18 protein-coding genes and 1 tRNA gene are annotated in these 18,061 nt (G+C 70.4%); 3 read left to right on the top strand and 16 right to left on the bottom strand.

Annotated features, from left to right (window positions below; all coding sequences use genetic code 11):
* Nucleotides 1-113: 113 nt before the first annotated feature.
* The 10 genes from ASF17_RS04560 to ASF17_RS04515 all read right to left on the bottom strand — a co-directional run bounded on the left by ASF17_RS04560 (nt 114) and on the right by ASF17_RS04515 (nt 11,148).
* The gene (locus ASF17_RS04560; protein WP_082475067.1) at nt 114-1,667 is read right to left on the bottom strand and encodes a sensor histidine kinase; all 1,554 of its coding nucleotides are present in this window, start codon (nt 1,665-1,667) and stop codon (nt 114-116) included.
* The gene (locus tag ASF17_RS04555) at nt 1,664-2,422 is read right to left on the bottom strand and encodes a response regulator transcription factor (RefSeq protein WP_082475066.1); all 759 of its coding nucleotides are present in this window, start codon (nt 2,420-2,422) and stop codon (nt 1,664-1,666) included. The genes ASF17_RS04560 and ASF17_RS04555 overlap by 4 nt, the downstream gene beginning before the upstream one ends.
* Nucleotides 2,423-2,609: 187 nt before the next feature.
* Complete coding sequence (locus ASF17_RS04550) at nt 2,610-3,575, bottom strand: TolB family protein (RefSeq protein WP_055795819.1); 966 nt, start codon at nt 3,573-3,575, stop codon at nt 2,610-2,612.
* Nucleotides 3,576-3,592: 17 nt separating this feature from the next.
* Nucleotides 3,593-4,606 carry a sugar phosphate isomerase/epimerase family protein gene (locus ASF17_RS04545; RefSeq protein WP_055795817.1) on the bottom strand — a complete coding sequence of 338 codons (1,014 nt, stop codon included), beginning with the start codon at nt 4,604-4,606 and terminating at the stop codon, nt 3,593-3,595.
* A gap of 73 nt (nt 4,607-4,679) precedes the next feature.
* Nucleotides 4,680-5,834 carry a Gfo/Idh/MocA family protein gene (locus tag ASF17_RS04540; RefSeq protein WP_326934168.1) on the bottom strand — a complete coding sequence of 385 codons (1,155 nt, stop codon included), beginning with the start codon at nt 5,832-5,834 and terminating at the stop codon, nt 4,680-4,682.
* Nucleotides 5,831-6,670: a carbohydrate ABC transporter permease gene (locus ASF17_RS04535; RefSeq protein ID WP_055795814.1), complete on the bottom strand. Its 840-nt coding sequence runs from the start codon at nt 6,668-6,670 to the stop codon at nt 5,831-5,833. Before ASF17_RS04535 ends, ASF17_RS04540 begins: the two co-directional genes overlap by 4 nt.
* Nucleotides 6,663-7,661 (bottom strand): carbohydrate ABC transporter permease, encoded by a 999-nt coding sequence (locus tag ASF17_RS04530; protein WP_082475065.1) that lies wholly within the window; start codon nt 7,659-7,661, stop codon nt 6,663-6,665. The genes ASF17_RS04535 and ASF17_RS04530 overlap by 8 nt, the downstream gene beginning before the upstream one ends.
* A 78-nt stretch (nt 7,662-7,739) precedes the next feature.
* Entirely contained in the window at nt 7,740-9,065 is a 1,326-nt protein-coding gene (locus ASF17_RS04525; RefSeq protein ID WP_055795810.1) for an ABC transporter substrate-binding protein, read from the bottom strand.
* Between the two features lie 185 nt (nt 9,066-9,250).
* Nucleotides 9,251-10,414, bottom strand: a complete 1,164-nt coding sequence (locus tag ASF17_RS04520; protein ID WP_055795808.1) for a Gfo/Idh/MocA family protein — start codon at nt 10,412-10,414, stop codon at nt 9,251-9,253.
* Nucleotides 10,411-11,148 (bottom strand): sugar phosphate isomerase/epimerase family protein, encoded by a 738-nt coding sequence (locus ASF17_RS04515; RefSeq protein ID WP_055795806.1) that lies wholly within the window; start codon nt 11,146-11,148, stop codon nt 10,411-10,413. Before ASF17_RS04515 ends, ASF17_RS04520 begins: the two co-directional genes overlap by 4 nt.
* A 175-nt stretch (nt 11,149-11,323) precedes the next feature.
* Here ASF17_RS04515 and ASF17_RS04510 point away from each other — a divergent pair, with 175 nt between their 5' ends.
* From ASF17_RS04510 to ASF17_RS04500, 3 genes are all read left to right on the top strand, one after another.
* On the top strand, nt 11,324-12,514 hold the full coding sequence (locus tag ASF17_RS04510) for an ROK family transcriptional regulator (RefSeq protein WP_055795803.1): 1,191 nt from the start codon (nt 11,324-11,326) through the stop codon (nt 12,512-12,514).
* Nucleotides 12,515-12,574: 60 nt separating this feature from the next.
* Nucleotides 12,575-13,279: a YqaJ viral recombinase family protein gene (locus ASF17_RS04505; protein ID WP_235476382.1), complete on the top strand. Its 705-nt coding sequence runs from the start codon at nt 12,575-12,577 to the stop codon at nt 13,277-13,279.
* 149 nt (nt 13,280-13,428) lie between these two features.
* Complete coding sequence (locus ASF17_RS04500; protein WP_235476373.1) at nt 13,429-14,406, top strand: NADP-dependent oxidoreductase; 978 nt, start codon at nt 13,429-13,431, stop codon at nt 14,404-14,406.
* 7 nt (nt 14,407-14,413) lie between these two features.
* On the opposite strand, the gene ASF17_RS04495 is transcribed toward ASF17_RS04500, so the two are convergent.
* The 6 genes from ASF17_RS04495 to ASF17_RS04470 form a co-directional block, all read right to left on the bottom strand.
* Nucleotides 14,414-14,950 (bottom strand): GNAT family N-acetyltransferase, encoded by a 537-nt coding sequence (locus ASF17_RS04495; protein WP_055795801.1) that lies wholly within the window; start codon nt 14,948-14,950, stop codon nt 14,414-14,416.
* A 91-nt stretch (nt 14,951-15,041) separates the two neighbouring features.
* Complete coding sequence (gene rplA, locus ASF17_RS04490; protein WP_055795799.1) at nt 15,042-15,731, bottom strand: 50S ribosomal protein L1; 690 nt, start codon at nt 15,729-15,731, stop codon at nt 15,042-15,044.
* Between the two features lie 90 nt (nt 15,732-15,821).
* Nucleotides 15,822-16,253, bottom strand: a complete 432-nt coding sequence (gene rplK / locus ASF17_RS04485) for a 50S ribosomal protein L11 (RefSeq protein WP_055795796.1) — start codon at nt 16,251-16,253, stop codon at nt 15,822-15,824.
* 127 nt (nt 16,254-16,380) lie between these two features.
* Nucleotides 16,381-17,520, bottom strand: a complete 1,140-nt coding sequence (gene nusG, locus ASF17_RS04480; RefSeq protein ID WP_055795794.1) for a transcription termination/antitermination protein NusG — start codon at nt 17,518-17,520, stop codon at nt 16,381-16,383.
* An 85-nt stretch (nt 17,521-17,605) separates the two neighbouring features.
* Nucleotides 17,606-17,887 carry a preprotein translocase subunit SecE gene (gene secE / locus ASF17_RS04475; RefSeq protein WP_055795792.1) on the bottom strand — a complete coding sequence of 94 codons (282 nt, stop codon included), beginning with the start codon at nt 17,885-17,887 and terminating at the stop codon, nt 17,606-17,608.
* A 98-nt stretch (nt 17,888-17,985) separates the two neighbouring features.
* A tRNA-Trp gene (locus ASF17_RS04470) sits at nt 17,986-18,058 on the bottom strand.
* Nucleotides 18,059-18,061: the final 3 nt, after the last annotated feature.

Genomic DNA, 18,061 nt, shown 5'->3' with positions numbered 1-18,061 from the left:
TTCACACACCTGCGCTGGTCGCTCTCTCTCGAGAACCTTCGGTGATCGTCTGCGAGCAGACGAACACGACCGGCGGTCTTGGGCTCCGTACAGACTAGAGGCAGGAGGCGCGATCACGCAAGTCGCGCCTCCTGCGGCAGTCGGACGGTGAAGACCGCGCCCGCCGGCGAGCTGTCGACCTCGACCAGGCCGCCGTGCGCCTGCACGACGGCCTGCACGATCGCCAGACCGAGACCGGTGGACCCGGCCGACCGCGACCGCGAGCTGTCCGCGCGGGCGAATCGCTCGAAGAGCACCGGCAGGACCCCCGGGTCGATGCCGGGGCCCTCGTCGGCGACGCGCACGACGACCGAGTCGGCCTCGACGGCGAGCGTCACGTGGACCTGCGTCCCCGCCGGCGTGTGCGTCCGGGCGTTGGTCAGCAGATTGGCGACGATCTGGTGCAGTCGCATGCCGTCGCCCGTGACGATCACCGGCTCGTCGGGGACGTCGACGTCGACCGCGTGCGAGGGCCCGGCCACGTGCGCATCGCTCACCGCGTCGAGGACGATGCGGGTGAGATCGACGTCGCCGAGCACGAGATCGCGACCCTCGTCGAGTCGTGCCAGCAGCAGGAGATCCTCGACGAGCGACGTCATGCGGACGGCCTCCGACTCGATGCGTCCCATCGCGTAGACGACGTCGTCGGGCAGATCGGCGTTCATGCGTCGGGTGAGCTCGGCGTAGCCGCGCACCGAGGCGAGCGGCGTCCGCAGTTCGTGCGAGGCGTCGGCCACGAACTGCCGCACCTTGTTCTCGGACTGCTGCCGCGCCTCCAGGGCTCCGGCGACGTGACCGAGCATGCGGTTCAGCGACGCCCCGACCCGACCGACCTCGGTGCGGGTGTCGGTGTCCTGCTCGTCGACGCGTTCGGCGAGCGCGACCTCGCCGCGATCGAGGGGGAGCTCGGCGACGCGGAGGGCCGTGTCGGACATCCGCTCGAGCGGCCGGAGGGCGGATCGGACGACCGCGAAGGCGATCGCGATGGCGACCGCCAGCCCGATGATCGTGACGCCCGCGATGGCGACGACCATGACGGTGATGGTGCGGTCGACGCCGCTGGTCGGCAGACCCACCACGAGGTGGGCCGTCGTCGAGGTCGAGACGAGCGTCCCCTTCTGCGACTCGACGCGGTACGACCCGAGCGAGCCACCCAGATCGACGGTCGTCGGCTCCGTCCGGCCCTCGGCGTCGACGGGCCGCCCGACGACGCCGGCCAGCGGTTCGTCGAGCTCGGCGAGATCGACCGCCGCCAGCTCGCCGCCGACGGTGATGCGGTAGGCGGCTCTGACCTGCCCGTCGACGACGACCGCCGTCAGCGTTCCCGGGGCCTGACGCGGTCCGTCGAACTCGCCGCCGTCGGGCGTGAGCGACGGCTCGGAGGCGCCCCCGAACGGCGAGGCGGCGCGCGTGGTCGCCCCGTCGAGCTCGCCGTCGAGCTGGTCGACGAGGGAGACCCGCAGCACGAGGACGCTCAGCGAGCCGATCACGACGGTCAGCAGCACGACCAGGGCCACGATGCTGAGGATCAGACGCTGCCGCAGGGTGAACGGACCAGACGCCCCCGGCAGACGACGCGCCAGGCGTCGCAGGCTCGAACCCGCCCGCGCGGGCAGGGCGTCGCTCACGAAGTCGGCTTGATCACGTAACCCACGCCGCGCACGGTGTGGATCATGGGCTCTTCGCCGACGTCGATCTTCTTGCGCAGATACGAGATGTAGATCTCGACGACGCTCGACTTGCCGCCGAAGTCGTAGCTCCAGACCCGATCGAGGATCTGCGCCTTGCTGAGCACGCGGCGGGGGTTCCGCATGAGGAACCTCAGCAGCTCGAACTCGGTCGCGGTCAGCTCGATCTCGCGGTCGCCGCGGTGCACCTCGTAGCTCTCCTCGTCGAGCACGAGGTCGCCGACGACGATGCGCGAGTCGCCCGCCTCGCTGACGGCCGAGGCCGATCGGCGGATGAGTCCGCGGAGGCGGGCCACGACCTCCTCGAGCGAGAACGGCTTGGTGACGTAGTCGTCTCCCCCGGCGGTCAGTCCCTGGACGCGGTCCTCGACGGCGTCCTTCGCGGTCAGGAAGAGGATGGGCGTGTCGTCGCCGGACTGCCGCAGCCGACCGAGCACCTGGATGCCGTCGATGTCGGGCAGCATCCAGTCGAGGACCATCGCATCGGGCTTGAACTCGCGAGCGAGCGTGAGGGCCGTCTGCCCGTCGGAGGCCGCCTTGACGTCCCATCCCTCGTAGCGCAGCGCCATCGAGAGCAGGTCGGTGAGGCTGTTCTCGTCGTCGACGACGAGGACGCGGAGGGGGGTTCCGTCGGCCCGGGTGAGTCGCGGGGCGGAGGCGGTGGCGGGAGTGGTCGTGGTCACGTCTTCCAGTATCGAGAGCTTCCTATGAGCGGACTGTGACGTGCCGATGAAGGCGCCGTGTCCGTCTCATGACCGCCTCATAGACGGGCGACCGGGGCCGGATGACGCGGCTCCCTGACGTCGGCGGCGCGGACCACCCGTCCGTCGCCGCCTGCAGCTCACCGCCGGGCGCGTGCGCGGGATCCGAGCGACGGGCCGGTCACCCGAGGGGGTAGGCGGCGCAGGCGAAGCGGCTCGAGTCGGGGCTCCAGCCCGGCACGTTGATCGTGCCCTGGCCGCCGAGCACCGCGAGGACGTCCTGCGGCGTCGCCCCCGGCTCGGGCAGGCCGTCGACGCCGAGCGGGAGGGTGCGCAGCACGACGTCGCGGTTCTCGGGATGGCCGAGCGTCCCCGGCTCGAACGAGACGTAGAGCAGCGTGCGACCGTCGGGCGACACGTGCGGGAACCAGTTCACCCGCTCGTCGTGCGTCACCTGCACGGCGTCCGAGCCGTCGAGACCCGCCCGGAACAGCTGAGCGTGACCGGCGACTCCCCCGGAGGCCCGCTCCGAGTTGAACCACAGCCGGGAGCCGTCGGGCGAGAACCCGGCGCCGTCGTCGGGGTGCTCGTCGTCCGTGACGGGGGTCGTCGCCCCGTCGGCGGTCGCGACCAGGGCGACGTTCGTGCGCCAGGCGACCCGCGCCTCCTCGGCTCCGGGGTCGGCGACCGGCGCGGGCAGCGCGCCCACGATCATGCTCAGCGTGCGACCGTCGGGCGAGACCCCGTGCAGGTAGTTCTTGTGGTTGCGACCCTCGGGGTGCGGGGCGGTGACTCGGCGGGCCGACTCCCCCTCGGGCACGCCGTCCCAGGGCACCTCGTACACGTGCCCGTCGCGAGCGCTGACGAAGACGGCCGAACCGTCTGGCGCGATCACGTGGTCGTTGTTGATCTCGGGCACGTCGCCGAGCGGCACGGACTCGAGAGCGGTCTCGTCGACGCCCCGGGCGTCGGCGGGCAGGCGCCAGAGCAGACCGTCGCCGTTGACGACGAGCCACCGGCCGTCGGGGCTCCAGTTGGGCGCCTCGACCAGCACCGTCCGGCTCTCGAAGACGGTCTCGGTCGCGCGGGTCGCGGGGTCGACGATCAGCAGACGGCAGAGCTGACCGGGGAGGAGGGTGCGGGGCATGCGTCGGGTCTCTCGGGCTACTGGTTCGAGAAGGCGGAGTCGAAGGAGGCGGTCGGCCGCTTCCAGAGCAGGGAACGGATGTGGGCGAGCGCCTCGGGCGCCCCGTGCAGGCGGTCCATGCCGGCGTCCTCCCACTCGATCGAGATGGGGCCCGCGTACCCGATGGAGTCGAGGGCGCGGAAGGCGTCCTCCCAGTTCATGTCGCCATGACCGGTCGACACGAAGTCCCAGCCCCGCCGGGGGTCGCCCCAGGGCAGATGCGAGCCGAGCACGCCCGACCGACCCGAGGGGGGCTTGATGCGCGTGTCCTTGCAGTCGACGTGGTAGATCCGGTCGGCGAAGTCGGTGATGAAGCCGACGGTGTCGACGCCCTGCCAGAGCATGTGCGACGGGTCCCAGTTGAAGCCGAACGCCTGCCGGTGCTCGATCGCCTCGAGAGCGCGGACGCTCGTCCAGTGGTCGTACGCGATCTCGCTCGGGTGCACCTCGTGCGCGAACCGGACGCCCTCGGCGTCGAAGACGTCGAGGATGGGATTCCAGCGGTCCGCGAAGTCCTGGTAGCCGGCGTCGATGACGGCGGCCGGCACCGGCGGGAACATCGCCACGTAGGGCCAGATCTTCGAGCCGGTGAAGCCGACGACGGTGTCGACGCCCATCTTGCGGGCCACCCGGGCGGCGCGCTTCATGTCCTCCGCAGCGCGCCGGCGGACCCCTTCGGGCTCGCCGTCGCCCCAGGTCGACGGACGGACGATCGCCTGATGCCGGAAGTCGATGGGATCGTCGCAGACGGCCTGGCCGGTGAGGTGGTTCGAGATCGCCCAGACCCGCAGCCCGTGGCGGTCGAGCACCTCGAGGCGCGACCGCAGGTAGGCGTCGTCCTCGTCCGCCCGCTCGAGGTCGAGGTGGTCGCCCGACGCGGCGATCTCGAGCCCGTCGTAGCCCCAGCCCGCCGCGAGCGCCGCGACCTCCTCGAACGGCAGGTCGGCCCACTGGCCGGTGAACAAGGTGACGGGGCGGGAGCTCTCGGTCATGGGTCCTTCTCGGTGGGGGTGGATGTCAGGAGGCACGGGAGGGGTCGCGGAGGACGATGCGGACGGCGATCCCTCAGGTCACGTCGACCCACGACCGGCTCGCGGCGGAGTCGAGCACCGCTTCGGTCACGCGGGCGGCCCGGAGCCCGTCCGCGAACGTCGGCAGCCCTTCGGGCGCACCGCCCCGCACGGCGTCGTGAGCGTCGCGGACGAATCCGGCGAACGCGTCGACGTAGCCCATCGGATGCCCGGCCGGCACGGTCGACAGCCGGGCGGCGTCGGGCGAGAGCCGGGCGGTGTCCCGCGGGACGAGTCGCGTGCCCGAACGGCGTCCGACCCAGAGGGTCTCGGGCTCCTCCTGCGAGAACTCGAGGCTCTCGGCCGTGCCCGAGACGTCGAGCAGGAGGCGGTTCTTCCGACCCGGGGCGACCTGCGACACGAAGAGGGTGCCGATGGCCCCGCCGACGGTCTCGAAGACCACGGCCGCCTCGTCCTCCGTGTCGACCCGGCTGCCGCCGCGGTCGGCGTGCACGCGGTTGGTGGTCGAGGTCAGTCGCGCCAGCGGGTCGCCGGCGACGAACTCGATGAGGTCGACCAGATGGCTGCCGATGTCGGCGAAGGCGCGCGACGGGCCGCCGGCCGCGGAGTCCACCCGCCAGTCGACGTCGTCGCGCTCGAGCAGCCAGTCCTGGAGGTACGACCCGCGGATGCTGAGCACGCGGCCCGCCTCGCCCGCGGCGACGCGAGCACGCGCCTCCCGCACCATGGGGTGGTAGCGGTAGACGAAGGGCACGGCCCCGACGAGGCCGTTCGCCGCTGCGGCCTCGACCATCGCCTCCGCCTCGCCGGTCGACGTCGCCAGAGGCTTCTCGCACACCACGTGCTTGCCGGCCGCGAGCGCGGCGAGCGCCACGGGCGCGTGCGTCGCGTTCGGCGAGCAGACGTGGACGACGTCGACCCGGGGGTCGTGCACGAGGTCGTCGACGCTCTCGTGGGCGGTGCCGACGCCGAGGTCGTCGGCCGCCCGGGCGGCGCTGGCGGGGCTCGACGACGCGAGGGCCACCACCTCGGCACCGGCCGACCGGGCCGCACCGGCGTGGACGCGGGCCATGAACCCGCCGCCCACGATGCCGATGCGCAGCGGCACGACCCGACCCGCGCCTCCTGAGCGGGAGGCCGGAGCGGAGACGGCGAGACCGGCCGCCGCGGCCCCGCCCGGGTCGGTCACTTCACGGCCCCCGACGAGAGTCCGGTGATCAGGTGTCTCTGCACGAGCATGAAGCCTATGAGAACCGGCAGCGACACGACGACCGAGGCGGCCATGAGCTGGTTCCAGTAGACGTCCTGCTGCGATGCGTAGGCCCGGAGGCCGATGGACAAGGTGCGGGTGTCCTTGCTCGTCAGGACGGAGGCGAACAGCACCTCGCCCCACGCCGTGATGAAGGCGTAGACGGCCACCGCGATGATGCCGGGCTTCGCGACCGGGATGATGACGCGGAACAGGGCGCCGAGACGACCCGTGCCGTCGATCATCGAGGCCTCCTCCAGCTCCTTCGGGATCGAGGCGAAGTACCCCGTGAGCATCCAGATCGAGAACGGCAGCGAGAACGTCATGTACGTGATGATCAGACCGATGTAGCTGCCCGTCAGCTGGACCCCCACCGTGCGCTGGATCTGCACGAAGATGAGGAACAGCGGCAGGAGGAACAGGATGCCGGGGAACATCTGCGTCGACAGCACGACGAGGCTGAAGCTGCGCTGCCCGCGGAACCGCAGGCGGGCCAGAGCGTAGGCGGCCAGGACCGCCATCGCCACCGACAGGATCGTCGCCGACACCGTCACGATGAGACTGTTCTTGAAGTACGTCGCCAGGGGCACCGTCTGCCAGATCTGGATGTAGGGCTCGAGGGTCACCCGCGAGGGGATCCAGGTGAACAGGCCCTGCACGTCGGCGAGCGGCTTGATCGACGTCGTGAGGACGACGTACAGGGGCACGACGACGACCAGCGACAGGAAGGCGAGCCCGAAGAACCGGAAGATCTTGAAGCCGCGGGTCTCAATCATTGTCGTTCTGTCCCTTCGGGAGAACCATGCGGATGTAGAACGCCGAGGCGATCAGCAGGACGATCAGCAGCATGACGCTCATGGCGCCGCCGAGACCGAAGTTCCAGTTGTTGAACGACTGCTGGTAGATCAGCGGCGAGATGAGCGTCGCCTGCTCGGGCGACGCGGGGCCGAAGAGCACGTACGGCACGTTGAACTGGTTGAAGATCCAGAGGCTCATGATGAGCAGGAGCACCGCGTTGGCGGGCTTCACCATCGGCAGCGTGATCTGGGTGAACTGCTTCCAGAGGCTGGCGCCGTCGAGACTGGCGGCCTCGTAGACGTCGCCGGGGATGTTCTGCAGCGCCGCCAGCAGCATCAGGAACGCGAAGGGCCAGAACTGCCAGGCGGTCACGATGACGATGGCCCAGAACGAGTTGCCCCCGAGCAGCCAGAACGGGCGGTCCTGGAGGATGCCGAGGTCGTCGACCAGGAACCGGTTGATGGCTCCGTCGCGCTGGTTGAACATGAAGGCCCAGGCGATCGTCCCGACGTAGGACGGCAGCGCGTAGGGCACCAGGAAGAGGGTGCGGAGGATCCCCCGGCCCTTGAACGAGCTGGTGAGCAGCACCGCCCCCAGCATGCCCATGCTCCAGGCGATCGCGACGACGATCACGGTGAAGAGCAGCGTCCGCCCGAGCGCCCCGTAGAGCTGCGCCGCGATCGGCGAGCTCGGGTCGAGCGCGGTGACGAAGTTCTGCAGCCCCACGAAGGGGGCGTTGACCCAGTTCGCGATGCTCAGCTGGTTGAGCGTGATGAAGGCGATCCAGATTCCGAGCACCATCGGGACGATGTGGACGAGCAGCTCGGCCAGGGCGGCCGGCGTCACCAGGAGGTACGCCAGGGGCGAGCGGTGCCTCTTGCGTCTGACGGGCTCGATCGGAGCCTGCTGATGCGGATCGGGCGGCGTGTCCTTCTCGGACGTCGCGGGGGGCAGGACGTTGACGGTCATGAGGGTCCTCTCGGGGCCTCGGCCGGGGCGGCCGGTCGTCGATCGACCGGCCGCTCCGACCTGCAGCGGTGGGACGGGCTACTGACCCGAGCTCATCTGGCTGTTCGCGTCCTCGAGGGCCGACTTCACGTCGTCCTCGCTGACGGAACCGCCCTGGGCAGCGGTGGCGAGGAGTCCCTTGACGGCGGTGCCGACCAGGGTCTCCATCTGTCCCTCCGAGGGGAAGAGGGGCATCGGCTGGGCGTGGTCGGCGAGCGTGACCTGCTTCAGCTTGATGGTCTCCGACTGGAACGCCGGGTCGTCGTACGCGCTGGTGACGACGGGCAGCGAGCTGAACGACTGGTTCAGGTAGACCTGCTCCTCGTCGCTCGTGAGGTGCTTGACGAAGTCGATCGCCGCATCCTTGTTGTCCGAGTTGTCGAAGACGCTGATGTTGATGCCGGCGACGTGGCTCTGGGTGCCGAGCAGACCCGTAGCGTCGGCGCTCTCCATCGGCACCGGTGCCGCGGCGTAGTCCGTGAAGTCACGGGCTGCGAGGTTCGCGTCGGGCGCCTGGTCGAAGAACATCGCGGCCTGACCGTCGGCGAAGGTCGCCGCCATGTCGGAGCCGTTGACGCTCTCGGCGTCGGAGGGCGAGACCACCTTGTCGACGGCCATGAGGTCGACCCACTGCTTGACGCCCGCGACGACGCCGTCGTTCGCGAAGTCGGGCTCGCCGCTGTCGTCGTACAGGGCCCCGCCGTTCTGCAGACCACGGACGAACGCCTGGTGCGAGTTGTTCGAGATGCTCGAGCCCGCCATCGTCACGCCCCACTGGTCGATCTCGCCGTCGCCGTCGGTGTCGATGGTCAGCTTCTTGGCGTCCTCGACGAACTCGTCCCATGTGGCGGGCGGGTCGGTGATCCCGGCCGCCTCGAACATGGCCGTGTTGTAGTACAGCGAGTACGAGAGTCCGTAGAGCGGCACCGACGTCGGAGCCTGCCCCTCCGCGCCACCGGTCGCGAAGCTGGACTGCACGAAGCGGTCCTGCCCGCCGACGGCCTCGAGCGGGTCGCCCTCCCACGGGACGAACGCGCCGCTCGACTGCAGCGACACCGCCCACGTGTTGCCGATGTTCAGCACGTCGGGGCCCTCGCCGCTCGACACGGCGGTGAGGATGCGGTTGTAGAGGTCGGACCACGGGATGACCTCGAGCTCGACCTCCACCCCGGTCTCCTCGGTGTAGCGGTCGATGGATTCCTGGAGGATCTCCGCGTCCTTCTCGACCGTGGGGGCCTGGTTGCTGGCCCAGTACGTGATCGTCTTGCTGTCGCCGTCGCCGCCTGAGGCGGAGCAGGCGGTCATCGACCCTGCGGCCACGACTCCTACGGCCAGTGCTGCGATCCAACGGGTCTTCTTCGTCATGACTTCTCCTGGTGTCTCATCTTCGAGATTTCTCTTCATCGAGTAGGGAGGGTGCTGATGGTGCTGTGCGTCTCTGGTGCTGTGCGTCGGTGGTGCGGTCTGTGGGGCGGGAGGTGCTGCGACCCGGGCCCCCGGGTGCCTGTCTCGTCGTCGAGGGGCACCCGGGGCCGGGCGTCGGCGCCGGTTCAGCCGAGGGTCGCGACCGAAGGGTCCCAGTCCTCCGGCAGCTCGGGTGTCGGTTCGAGGGTCGAGTCGACGACGACGCCCTCGTGGCGCTCGGCCGACTCGGCGAGCGAGACCATGACGTCGAGCACGTGGAACGCGAGCTCGCCGGGCACCCGCTCGCGTCGACCGCCGCGGATCGCCTGCGCCAGCTCGGCGACGCCGGTGCCGCGGGTGAAGGTCGACCCGCTCGGCGGGACGACCGTCGGCTCGTCGGAGCCGGTGTGCACGAGCGTGTCGCCCTCGAACTCGTTCGGATCGGGGAACACCGCCGTGCCCTCGGTGCCGGCGATCTCGACGAAACCGGCCCGGGCGAGCTTGGAGTCGAAGCTGAAGACGGCCTGCGCGCTCGCACCGCTCTCGAACTCGAGCAGGGCGCTGATGTGCGTGGGCACCTCGACGGGGAACACGGTGCCCGCCTTCGGGCCCGAGCCGATCGTGCGGGTGTCGCGGGCCTTCGACGAGGTCGCGGTGACCTTCGCGACCGGGCCGAAGACCTGCACGAGCGTGGTCAGGTAGTACGGGCCGACGTCGAACATCGGACCGGCGCCGTAGGCGAACAGGAACTCGGGGCTCGGGTGCCACGACTCGGGGCCGGGCACCTGGAACAGCGCCAGCCCGGTGAGCGGCGTGCCGATGTCGCCGCGGCGGACGACGCGGAGACCCGTCTGGAGTCCGGCGCCGAGGAACGTGTCCGGGGCCACGGCCACCCGCACGCCGGCCTCCTTCGCCGCGGCGAGCAGTCGCGCCCCGCTCTCGCGGTCGAGCGCGTAGGGCTTCTCGCCCCAGACGTGCTTGCCGGCTGCGACGGCCTTCAGCGCCACGTCGACGTGCGCGGCGGGGATGGTGAGGTTGACGACGATCTCGACCTCCTCCACGGCGAGCAGCTCGTCGACCGAGCCGCTGGCGGGCACGCCCCACTTCTCGGCCTGCGCCGCGGCGCGGGCCTCGTCGATGTCGGCGATGAAGAGCACCGTCAGGTCGGGGAACCGGGTCAGATTGCCGAGGTACTGGTCGCTGATGACGCCGGCGCCGATGACGCCGACTCCGACCGGTCCCGTCTTCGCCGCGCGGGCGGGGGCCGCCGAGGAGGCGCTGGTCGTCGAGGTCGTGTCGGTGGCGGTCATGCGCGCACCCCGTCCAGGAAGGAGAAGCTCTGCTCGAGCGCCGTGAACACGTCGCCGGCGTGGTCGTCGAGCTCGACCACCGCGAGCGCCTGGGGGGCGGCCCGGAGGATGTCGCGCACGGGCATCGTGCCGCGCCCGACGGCCACCTGCTCGGTGTCGTCCTTGGTCTTGGGGCCGTCCTTCACGTGGAGGAACCGCACCCGGTCGCCCAGGCGGGCGAGCAGCTCGGCCGCATCCACGCCGCCGACCTCGACCCAGTAGGTGTCGACCTCGAGCACGACCTCGGGCGGCAGCGCCGCGGCGAGGACCTCGAGCGCCGGGGTGCCGTCGATGAGGTTCTCGAGCTCGAAGGCGTGGTTGTGGTACCCGACGGTGAGACCGTGCGCGCTGGCCGCCTCGGCGATCTCGCCGAGCTCGGCGGCGACGGCCTCGACGTCCTCCCGGGTGATCCACCGGGTCTCGTCGATGTGCGGGTCGATGATCGTCCCGACGCCGAGTCGCACGGCAGCCGCGAAGATGGGTTCGAGATCCTGGCCGACGAGCTTGGCGTGGGCGCTCGGCGCGGTGAGGCCGGCGGCGGGGAGCGCCTCGGCGTACTCGTCCACGCGTTCGACGAACCCCCAGGGTTCCACCTGCGTGTAGCCGATGCTCGCCAGACGGCTGAGCGTGCCGGGGAGGTCGGCCGCGATGGCGTCCCTGACCGTGTAGAGCTGGACCGAGATCGGTGATGTCACCTGATGGACTCCTCGTCGAGTGGTGGTGGCGTCGGCGGAACCACCCCCGTTCGGGAGTCGATCGCCGGTGATCGAGACTCACCATAGGACCGCTTCTGTCGACGCGCAAGCAAAAGTCGACGGAAATCGACGAGCTTGTCTCGATCGTCACCTCTGCCTGTGCTTTACTGCTCCCATGCCCGATTCGACGCGGTCGTCGGCTCTCGGGAGCGCGGGGGCCAGCGAGCTCTTCCAGCTGCTCCGCGACGGTCGTCCGCGCACCCGCGCCGAGCTGGCGAGCATGACCGGCCTCGCCCGATCGACCATCGGCCTCCGGCTCGACGCCCTCATCGAGCTCGGCCTCGTCGGCCCCTACGCCGACGCCGTGTCCACCGGGGGGCGTCCTCCCTCGCGCGTCGCCCTCGTGCCGTCGGCGCGCGTGGTGCTGGGAGCCGACTTCGGCGCCGGCCACCTGAACGTCGCCCTGACCGACCTCATGGGCGTCGAGCTCGCGGTGCTCCGCACCGAGATCGACATCGCCGACGGCCCCGAGAGCGGTCTCACGGCCCTGCTCACCGCCGCCGACACGCTCCTGTCGGGCTACGGCCGAGACCGCGACGATCTCATCGGCGTCGGCATCGGACTCCCCGGACCGGTGCAGTTCAGCACCGGTCGACCCGTCAACCCGCCGATCATGCCCGGCTGGGACGGCTTCGACGTGCCCGGCTGGGTCAGGCGCCATCTCGACGTGCCCGTGCTCGTCGACAACGACGTGAACATCATGGCCCTCGGCGAACGGGGCCATGCGTTCCCCGACACCGACCACTTCCTGTTCGTCAAGGTCGCCACGGGCATCGGCTCGGGCATCATCTCGGGCGGACGCCTGCAGCGGGGCGCGCAGGGCATCGCGGGCGACATCGGGCACGTCCAGATCCCCCGCGGCGCGGGCATCGCCTGCCACTGCGGCAACGTCGGCTGCCTCGAGGCCGTGGCGTCGGGGCCCGCGATCGCCCGGTCGCTCCGCGCCTCGGGGCTCGACGTCGCCGGCGGACGGCAGGTGATCGACCTGGTGCGGCGGGGCGACATCGACGCCATCCAGGCGGTGCGTCAGGCGGGTCGCGACCTCGGCGAGGTGCTCACCGCCTGCGTGAACGTCATCAACCCGTCCGTCATCGCCATCGGCGGCTCGATGGCCCAGGCGGGCGAGCATCTGATCGCCGGAGTGCGCGAGATCGTCTACACGCGGTCGATGCCGCTCGCCACCGAGCATCTGAGCATCGTGCAGTCCCGCTCGGGCGACCGCGCGGCCATGATCGGCGCCAGCATGCTCGCCATCCACCACGCGCTCTCCCCCGCCGCCATCGACGAGCTCGCCGCCCTGGTCTGACGGCGGCGACACGGGGCCGCCCCGGTCGACCGACGCAGCCGGACGAGGGACAATGGAGCCATGACCGTCGTCCAGCCCATGCTCTCGCTGTGGGACGACGACGAGACCGAGCCCGCGCCTCCCCGCCGGCCCGCGCACGAGACCCGCGTGCTCGCCGACTCGACCGATCGCATCGCGTGGCTGCGAGCCCGCAGTCAGGGCATCACCGCCACCGACGTCGCGAGGCTCTCGAGCCCGAAGGCCGTGCAGGCCGTCGTGCTCGACAAGCTCTACGGCAACGGCTTCGGCGGCAACGCCTACACCGACCACGGTCGCGCCCGCGAGCCCGAGATCGCCCGCTGGGTGCTGAACGAGCACGGCATCGCGCCCAGCTCGAAGCTGTTCCACGCGGCCGACCAGCGGCGCCACCTCGCCACGCCCGACGGGGTCGCCGTCCGCGACGACGGCCGCGTCGAGCTGTGCGAGATCAAGACGACCAAGAAGGCCTGGACGAGCATCCCCCGCACGTACCTGCGCCAGGTCTTCTGGCAGCAGTACGTGCTCGGCGCCGAGCGGACCCTCGTCGTCTGGGAGCAGCACCTCGACTTCGTGCCCGTCGACGAGGTCCCCCTCAGCCGCTGGGTCGATCGAGACGACGACGAGATCCACCGCCTGGTGGTGCTCGCGGACCACGTGCTCGACACGCTGGCACGGCAGGCGCCCGTCGACCCGTTCGCCCTCGGCCGCCGGGCGTACGAGCCTCCGCCCTACGACCCGCTGCGCTGAGCGCGGCTCGTCGACGACGGCGGCGATAGTTCTCCGACCAGTGACACCGGCGAAACACGGCCGACTCACGCCCCCCGTTTACTGGTGGGATCCCGGGGGGCCGTCGTGCGCCACCTGCGCAGCGCTCGCCCCGGGGTCGAGGGAGAGCGATGACGACGACGATGGCGACGACGACGATGCGCGCGATGGTGATCGACGGGACGGGCGGCGCGGATCGGATCGTCGCCCGCGACGTCCCCCGGCCGCAGCGCGTGGGCAACGAGGTGCTGATCGAGGTGGTCGCCGCGGGGGTCAACCGCTGCGACGAGGAGGCGCGCGAGGGTCGGGGGGACGGCGTCGTCCTCACCGGTCCCCCATCCGTCCCGGGGCACGACTTCAGCGGCGTCGTCGTCGAGACGCCCTACGCCGCGCACCCCCTCCGCGTCGGCGACGCCGTCTACGGCATGACGGCGTTCCCCCGAGGAGGCGGCAGCTACGCCCCGTTCGTCAGCGTGCCCGCGCAGTCGGTCACCCGCAGACCCGCCACGCTCTCGCACGTCGAGGCCGCCGGGGTGCCCCTCGCGGCGCTGTCCGCCTGGGGCATGATCGTCGACCTCGCCAAGGCGCACGAGGGGCAGCGGATCCTGATCCACGCTGCCGCCGGGGGCGTCGGGCACTTCGCCGTCCAGTTCGCGTCGTACTTCGGCGCCCATGTCGTCGCGACCGGGTCGGGGAGGAACTCATCGTGGCTGCGCGAGCTCGGCGCTGCCGAGGTGGTCGACTACTCGGCGGCCGAGTTCGACCGCACGGTGCGCGACATCGACGTCGTCGTGGACCTGCTCGACGACGAGGACGTCGCGCGGCGCTCGCTCTCGGTCCTGCGCCCCGGGGGGCTGCTCGTGCACGCGCCGACGGCGAGCTGGGATGCCGTCGCCGCGATGGCCGCCGATCTCGGCGTGCGGGCGACCGGGTTCGCGGTGACCCCGGACGCCGCGGCGCTGGCCGTCGTGTCGCGACTGCTCGACTCGGGCGACGTCCGCGTGTACATCGACGACGTCTACGACCTCGCCGACGCCGCGGACGCCCAACGGAGACTCGCCCAGGGCCACACCCGGGGGAAGCTGGTGCTGCGCGTCGCCGACGAGTGAGGCGGGGTCAGACCTCGCACTCGAGCACGAGGTCGTCGTGGGTTCGACCGCCGACGACGAAGCGTCGCGTGCCGACCTCCTCGAAGCCCCGTCCCGCGTAGAAGGCGCGGGCTCGGCCGTTCTCGGTGTTGACCCCGAGCCAGACGGAGCCCGCCCCGTCGGTGACCGCGGTCTCGAACACGGCCGCCATGAGCCGGGCGGCGACGCCCTGACCGTGGCGGTCGGGCAGGACGTAGAACTTGCTCAGCTCGACGGTCGGCCGGGCGGCGACGGAGCGGGACACGTCGTCGTCCGACGGGTCCCCTTCGACGAGCATCGCGTAGGCGACCACGTCGTCGGTCTCCTCGTCGACGGCGACGAGCACGGTGCGATCGGGGTCGGCCGCGTACTCGGCGAAGCGCTCGGCGCTGAGGTGCGTCGTCACGAAGCGCGCGATCTCGACCAGGGCCGTGCCGGGCGGACAGGCCAGCGGGAAGGTGATGGCGGCGACGTGCGCAAGCCGTGGTGCGTCGGAGGCGGAGGCCAGGCGGATGGAGACGGTCACCCTACCATCGTGCCCCACCGGAGACGACGAAGGCCGCCCCGCTCGAGAGCGGGACGGCCTGTCGTGACGATCGTCGTGATCGAGGCGGAGCCTAGAAGACGTTGATGTCGAGGGGGATGCCGGGACCGAAGGTCGTCGACAGCGTGCCCTTGGTGATGTAGCGGCCCTTGGAGGAGGACGGCTTCAGACGGACGACCTCGTCGAGGGCGGCGTCGAGGTTGGTGTTCAGCTGCTCTTCCGAGAAGCCGGCCTTGCCGATGACGAAGTGCACGTTCGAGTGCTTGTCGACACGGAACTCGATCTTTCCGCCCTTGATGTCGTTCACGGCCTGGGCCACGTTCGGCGTCACGGTGCCGGTCTTCGGGTTGGGCATCAGACCACGCGGGCCGAGGACCTTGCCGAGACGACCGACCTTGCCCATGAGCTCGGGGGTCGAGACGGCGGAGTCGAACGACGTGTAACCGCCGGCGACCTTCTCGATGAGCTCGTCGCCACCGACCTCGTCGGCTCCGGCGGCCAGGGCGGCCTCGGCGGCCGCACCGGTCGCGAAGACGATGACGCGGGCGGTCTTGCCCGTGCCGTGAGGCAGGATGACCGTTCCGCGGACCATCTGGTCGGCCTTGCGGGGGTCGACGCCGAGCTTCAGCGCGACCTCGACGGTCGAGTCGAACTTCTTGGAGCCGGTCTCACGAGCGACGGCGACGGCCTCGCTGGTGCTGTAGAACTTGCCTGCCTCGATCTTCTCGGCAGCGGCGCGGTACGCCTTGGACTTCTGAGCCATGCGGAAATCTCCTGATTTCGAGAGTGTGGTTACGAGCCTGGCCGGCTCTCCCACAGATGTCTGGGTGGTGGGGTGCCCGGGGGCGAGTGCTTACGCGTCCACCGTGATGCCCATGGAGCGGGCGGTGCCGGCGATGATCTTCGCCGCGGCGTCGATGTCGTTGGCGTTGAGGTCGGCCTGCTTGGTCGTGGCGATCTCGCGGACCTGGTCCATGGTCAGCTTGCCGACCTTGTCCGTGTGCGGGGTACCGGAGCCCTTGGCGACGCCGGCGGCCTTCTTGATGAGCTCGGCGGCGGGCGGGGTCTTCAGGATGAACGTGAACGAACGGTCTTCGTACACGGTGATCTCGACGGGGACGACGTTGCCGCGCTGCGACTCGGTCGCGGCGTTGTAGGCCTTGCAGAACTCCATGATGTTCACGCCGTGCTGACCCAGGGCCGGGCCGATGGGCGGGGCGGGGTTCGCGGCGCCGGCGTTGATCTGAAGCTTGATCAGACCCGTGACCTTCTTTTTCGGTGCCATTCTTCTTTTCCTTCTTGTGGGTGTCGAGACGACTGCGGTCGCAGCCGGCTCTCCCGGTGACCCGCGGGGCGGGCTCCGGTGATCTGTCGGGGCGGCATCCCCGGGAGGATGCCGCGACGTGGAGGGGTTAGAGCTTGGTGACCTGGTCGAAGCTCAGCTCGACCGGCGTCTCGCGCTCGAAGAGCGAGACGAGCACCGTGAGCTTGCCGCTCTCGGGTTTGATCTCGTTGATCGTACCGGGAAGACCGGCGAACGACCCCTCTTTGATCGTGATCGTCTCGCCGATCTCGAAGTCGACCTCGGCGGGGATGACGCGCTGGGCCTGCTTGCCGCCCTTGGCGCCGCCCTTGGCGGGAGCCGGCGTCGTATCGATCTGGACGAGGCTCTTCAGCATGTTGAACGCCTCTTCGAAGCGGAGCGGCGTCGGGTTGTGCGCGTTGCCCACGAAGCCGGTCACCCCGGGGGTGTGACGGACGACGGACCAGCTGTCCTCGTTGAGGTCGATGCGGACCAGGACGTAGCCGGGGATCCGCACGCGGGTGACGAGCTTGCGCTGGCCGTTCTTGATCTCGACGACGTCCTCCATGGGGACCTCGACCTGGTAGATGTAGTCCTCCATGGTCATGGAGACCATGCGGTTCTCGATGTTCTGCTTCACGCGACGCTCGAAGCCCGCGTAGCTGTGGATGACGTACCACTTGCCGGGCTTGCCGCGGAGCTCCGAACGGAACGCCTCGTAGGGGTCGACCTCGACGGGCTCGGCCTCGTCGTCGGTCGTGACGTCGTCGGCGTCGAGCACCTCGTCGCCGAAGGCGGCCTGGGCGTCGGCGTCCTGGACCGACTGCTCGGCCTCGGCGACGACCACGTCGTCATCCTCGTCGTCGGACTGCTCTGCGGCGACGGCGGCGTCGGCCGCGACGGCGTCGCCCTCGGCGGCGGCTTCGTCAGCCTCGGTCTCGGCCTCGTCGTCGGTCGCCTCGACGGCGGCCTCCGCCTCAGCGGCGTCGTCGATGTCGAGCGCGTCGTCGACGATGGCGTCGGCTTCGGGGTCGCGGGCCTCGGCGAGCGTGTCGAGCAGACCGTCGAGGTCGTCGGTGTCGTCCGAACCGGCTTCGCTGTCGTCGACGACCGTGATGGCCTCGCTCTCGGCGGACTCGACGGATTCTTCGTCGGCGCTCAGGGTGCCGCCCTCTTGGGCCTCTTCGACCTCGGAGGACTGCTCCGCAGCGGTGGCGAGATCGATGTCGTCGCGCTCGTTGTCAGGCAAGGGTTTCTACTTCCGTTCGTGGGGTTCGGATCGGCTGCCCGTCGGTCGGGGCCGGATCACGTGTGGCGTCGGGGCGACGCCGGACTCAGCTGCCGGTGGGGCCGTTGCCGAAGACGTAGCCGACCACGATGCCGAACACCGTGTCGAGCCCGCTGACCAGCGCCATCATGATGACGACGAAGACGAGGACGACGCCCGTGTAGCTGAAGAGCTCTTTGCGGGTGGGGGTGACGACCTTCTTGAGTTCGTTGATCACCTGTCGGATGAACAGGGCGATCCGGGCGAAGGGACCACGGCGTGCCGCAGTGTCCTTCTTCGCCTTGTCGACGACGTCCTCGCTGGGAACGTCAACGTCTTTTCTCGCCACTGTGGGTACCTTCCGAGCTCGGCCCGCGGGCCTGTGTCCGTGATCCGGGCCGCCGCGCTGAAACCTGCTGGATCAGTCGCGACGGCCCGACCGGGCTGCAGGGCGGACAGGACTCGAACCTGCAACCTGCGGTTTTGGAGACCGCTGCTCTACCAATTGAGCCACCGCCCTTCG

It is taken from the genome of Frigoribacterium sp. Leaf263, from assembly GCF_001422285.1.
Classification (GTDB): Bacteria; Actinomycetota; Actinomycetes; order Actinomycetales; family Microbacteriaceae; genus Frigoribacterium.
The sequence above is the reverse complement of the archived record's forward strand: the minus strand, read 5'-3'. Positions and strand labels throughout refer to the sequence as shown.

Excerpts from the sequence above, each read along its gene's own strand:
- rplA (WP_055795799.1), bottom strand. The coding sequence starts at position 15,731 with ATGGCTCAGAAGTCCAAGGCGTACCGCGCCGCTGCCGAGAAGATCGAG.
- ASF17_RS04510 (WP_055795803.1), top strand. The coding sequence starts at position 11,324 with ATGCCCGATTCGACGCGGTCGTCGGCTCTCGGGAGCGCGGGGGCCAGC.
- ASF17_RS04545 (WP_055795817.1), bottom strand. The coding sequence starts at position 4,606 with ATGACCGAGAGCTCCCGCCCCGTCACCTTGTTCACCGGCCAGTGGGCC.
- ASF17_RS04535 (WP_055795814.1), bottom strand. The coding sequence starts at position 6,670 with ATGATTGAGACCCGCGGCTTCAAGATCTTCCGGTTCTTCGGGCTCGCC.
- ASF17_RS04530 (WP_082475065.1), bottom strand. The coding sequence starts at position 7,661 with ATGACCGTCAACGTCCTGCCCCCCGCGACGTCCGAGAAGGACACGCCG.
- ASF17_RS04520 (WP_055795808.1), bottom strand. The coding sequence starts at position 10,414 with ATGACCGCCACCGACACGACCTCGACGACCAGCGCCTCCTCGGCGGCC.
- ASF17_RS04550 (WP_055795819.1), bottom strand. The coding sequence starts at position 3,575 with ATGCCCCGCACCCTCCTCCCCGGTCAGCTCTGCCGTCTGCTGATCGTC.
- ASF17_RS04500 (WP_235476373.1), top strand. The coding sequence starts at position 13,429 with ATGACGACGACGATGGCGACGACGACGATGCGCGCGATGGTGATCGAC.
- ASF17_RS04525 (WP_055795810.1), bottom strand. The coding sequence starts at position 9,065 with ATGACGAAGAAGACCCGTTGGATCGCAGCACTGGCCGTAGGAGTCGTG.
- rplK (WP_055795796.1), bottom strand. The coding sequence starts at position 16,253 with ATGGCACCGAAAAAGAAGGTCACGGGTCTGATCAAGCTTCAGATCAAC.
- ASF17_RS04505 (WP_235476382.1), top strand. The coding sequence starts at position 12,575 with ATGACCGTCGTCCAGCCCATGCTCTCGCTGTGGGACGACGACGAGACC.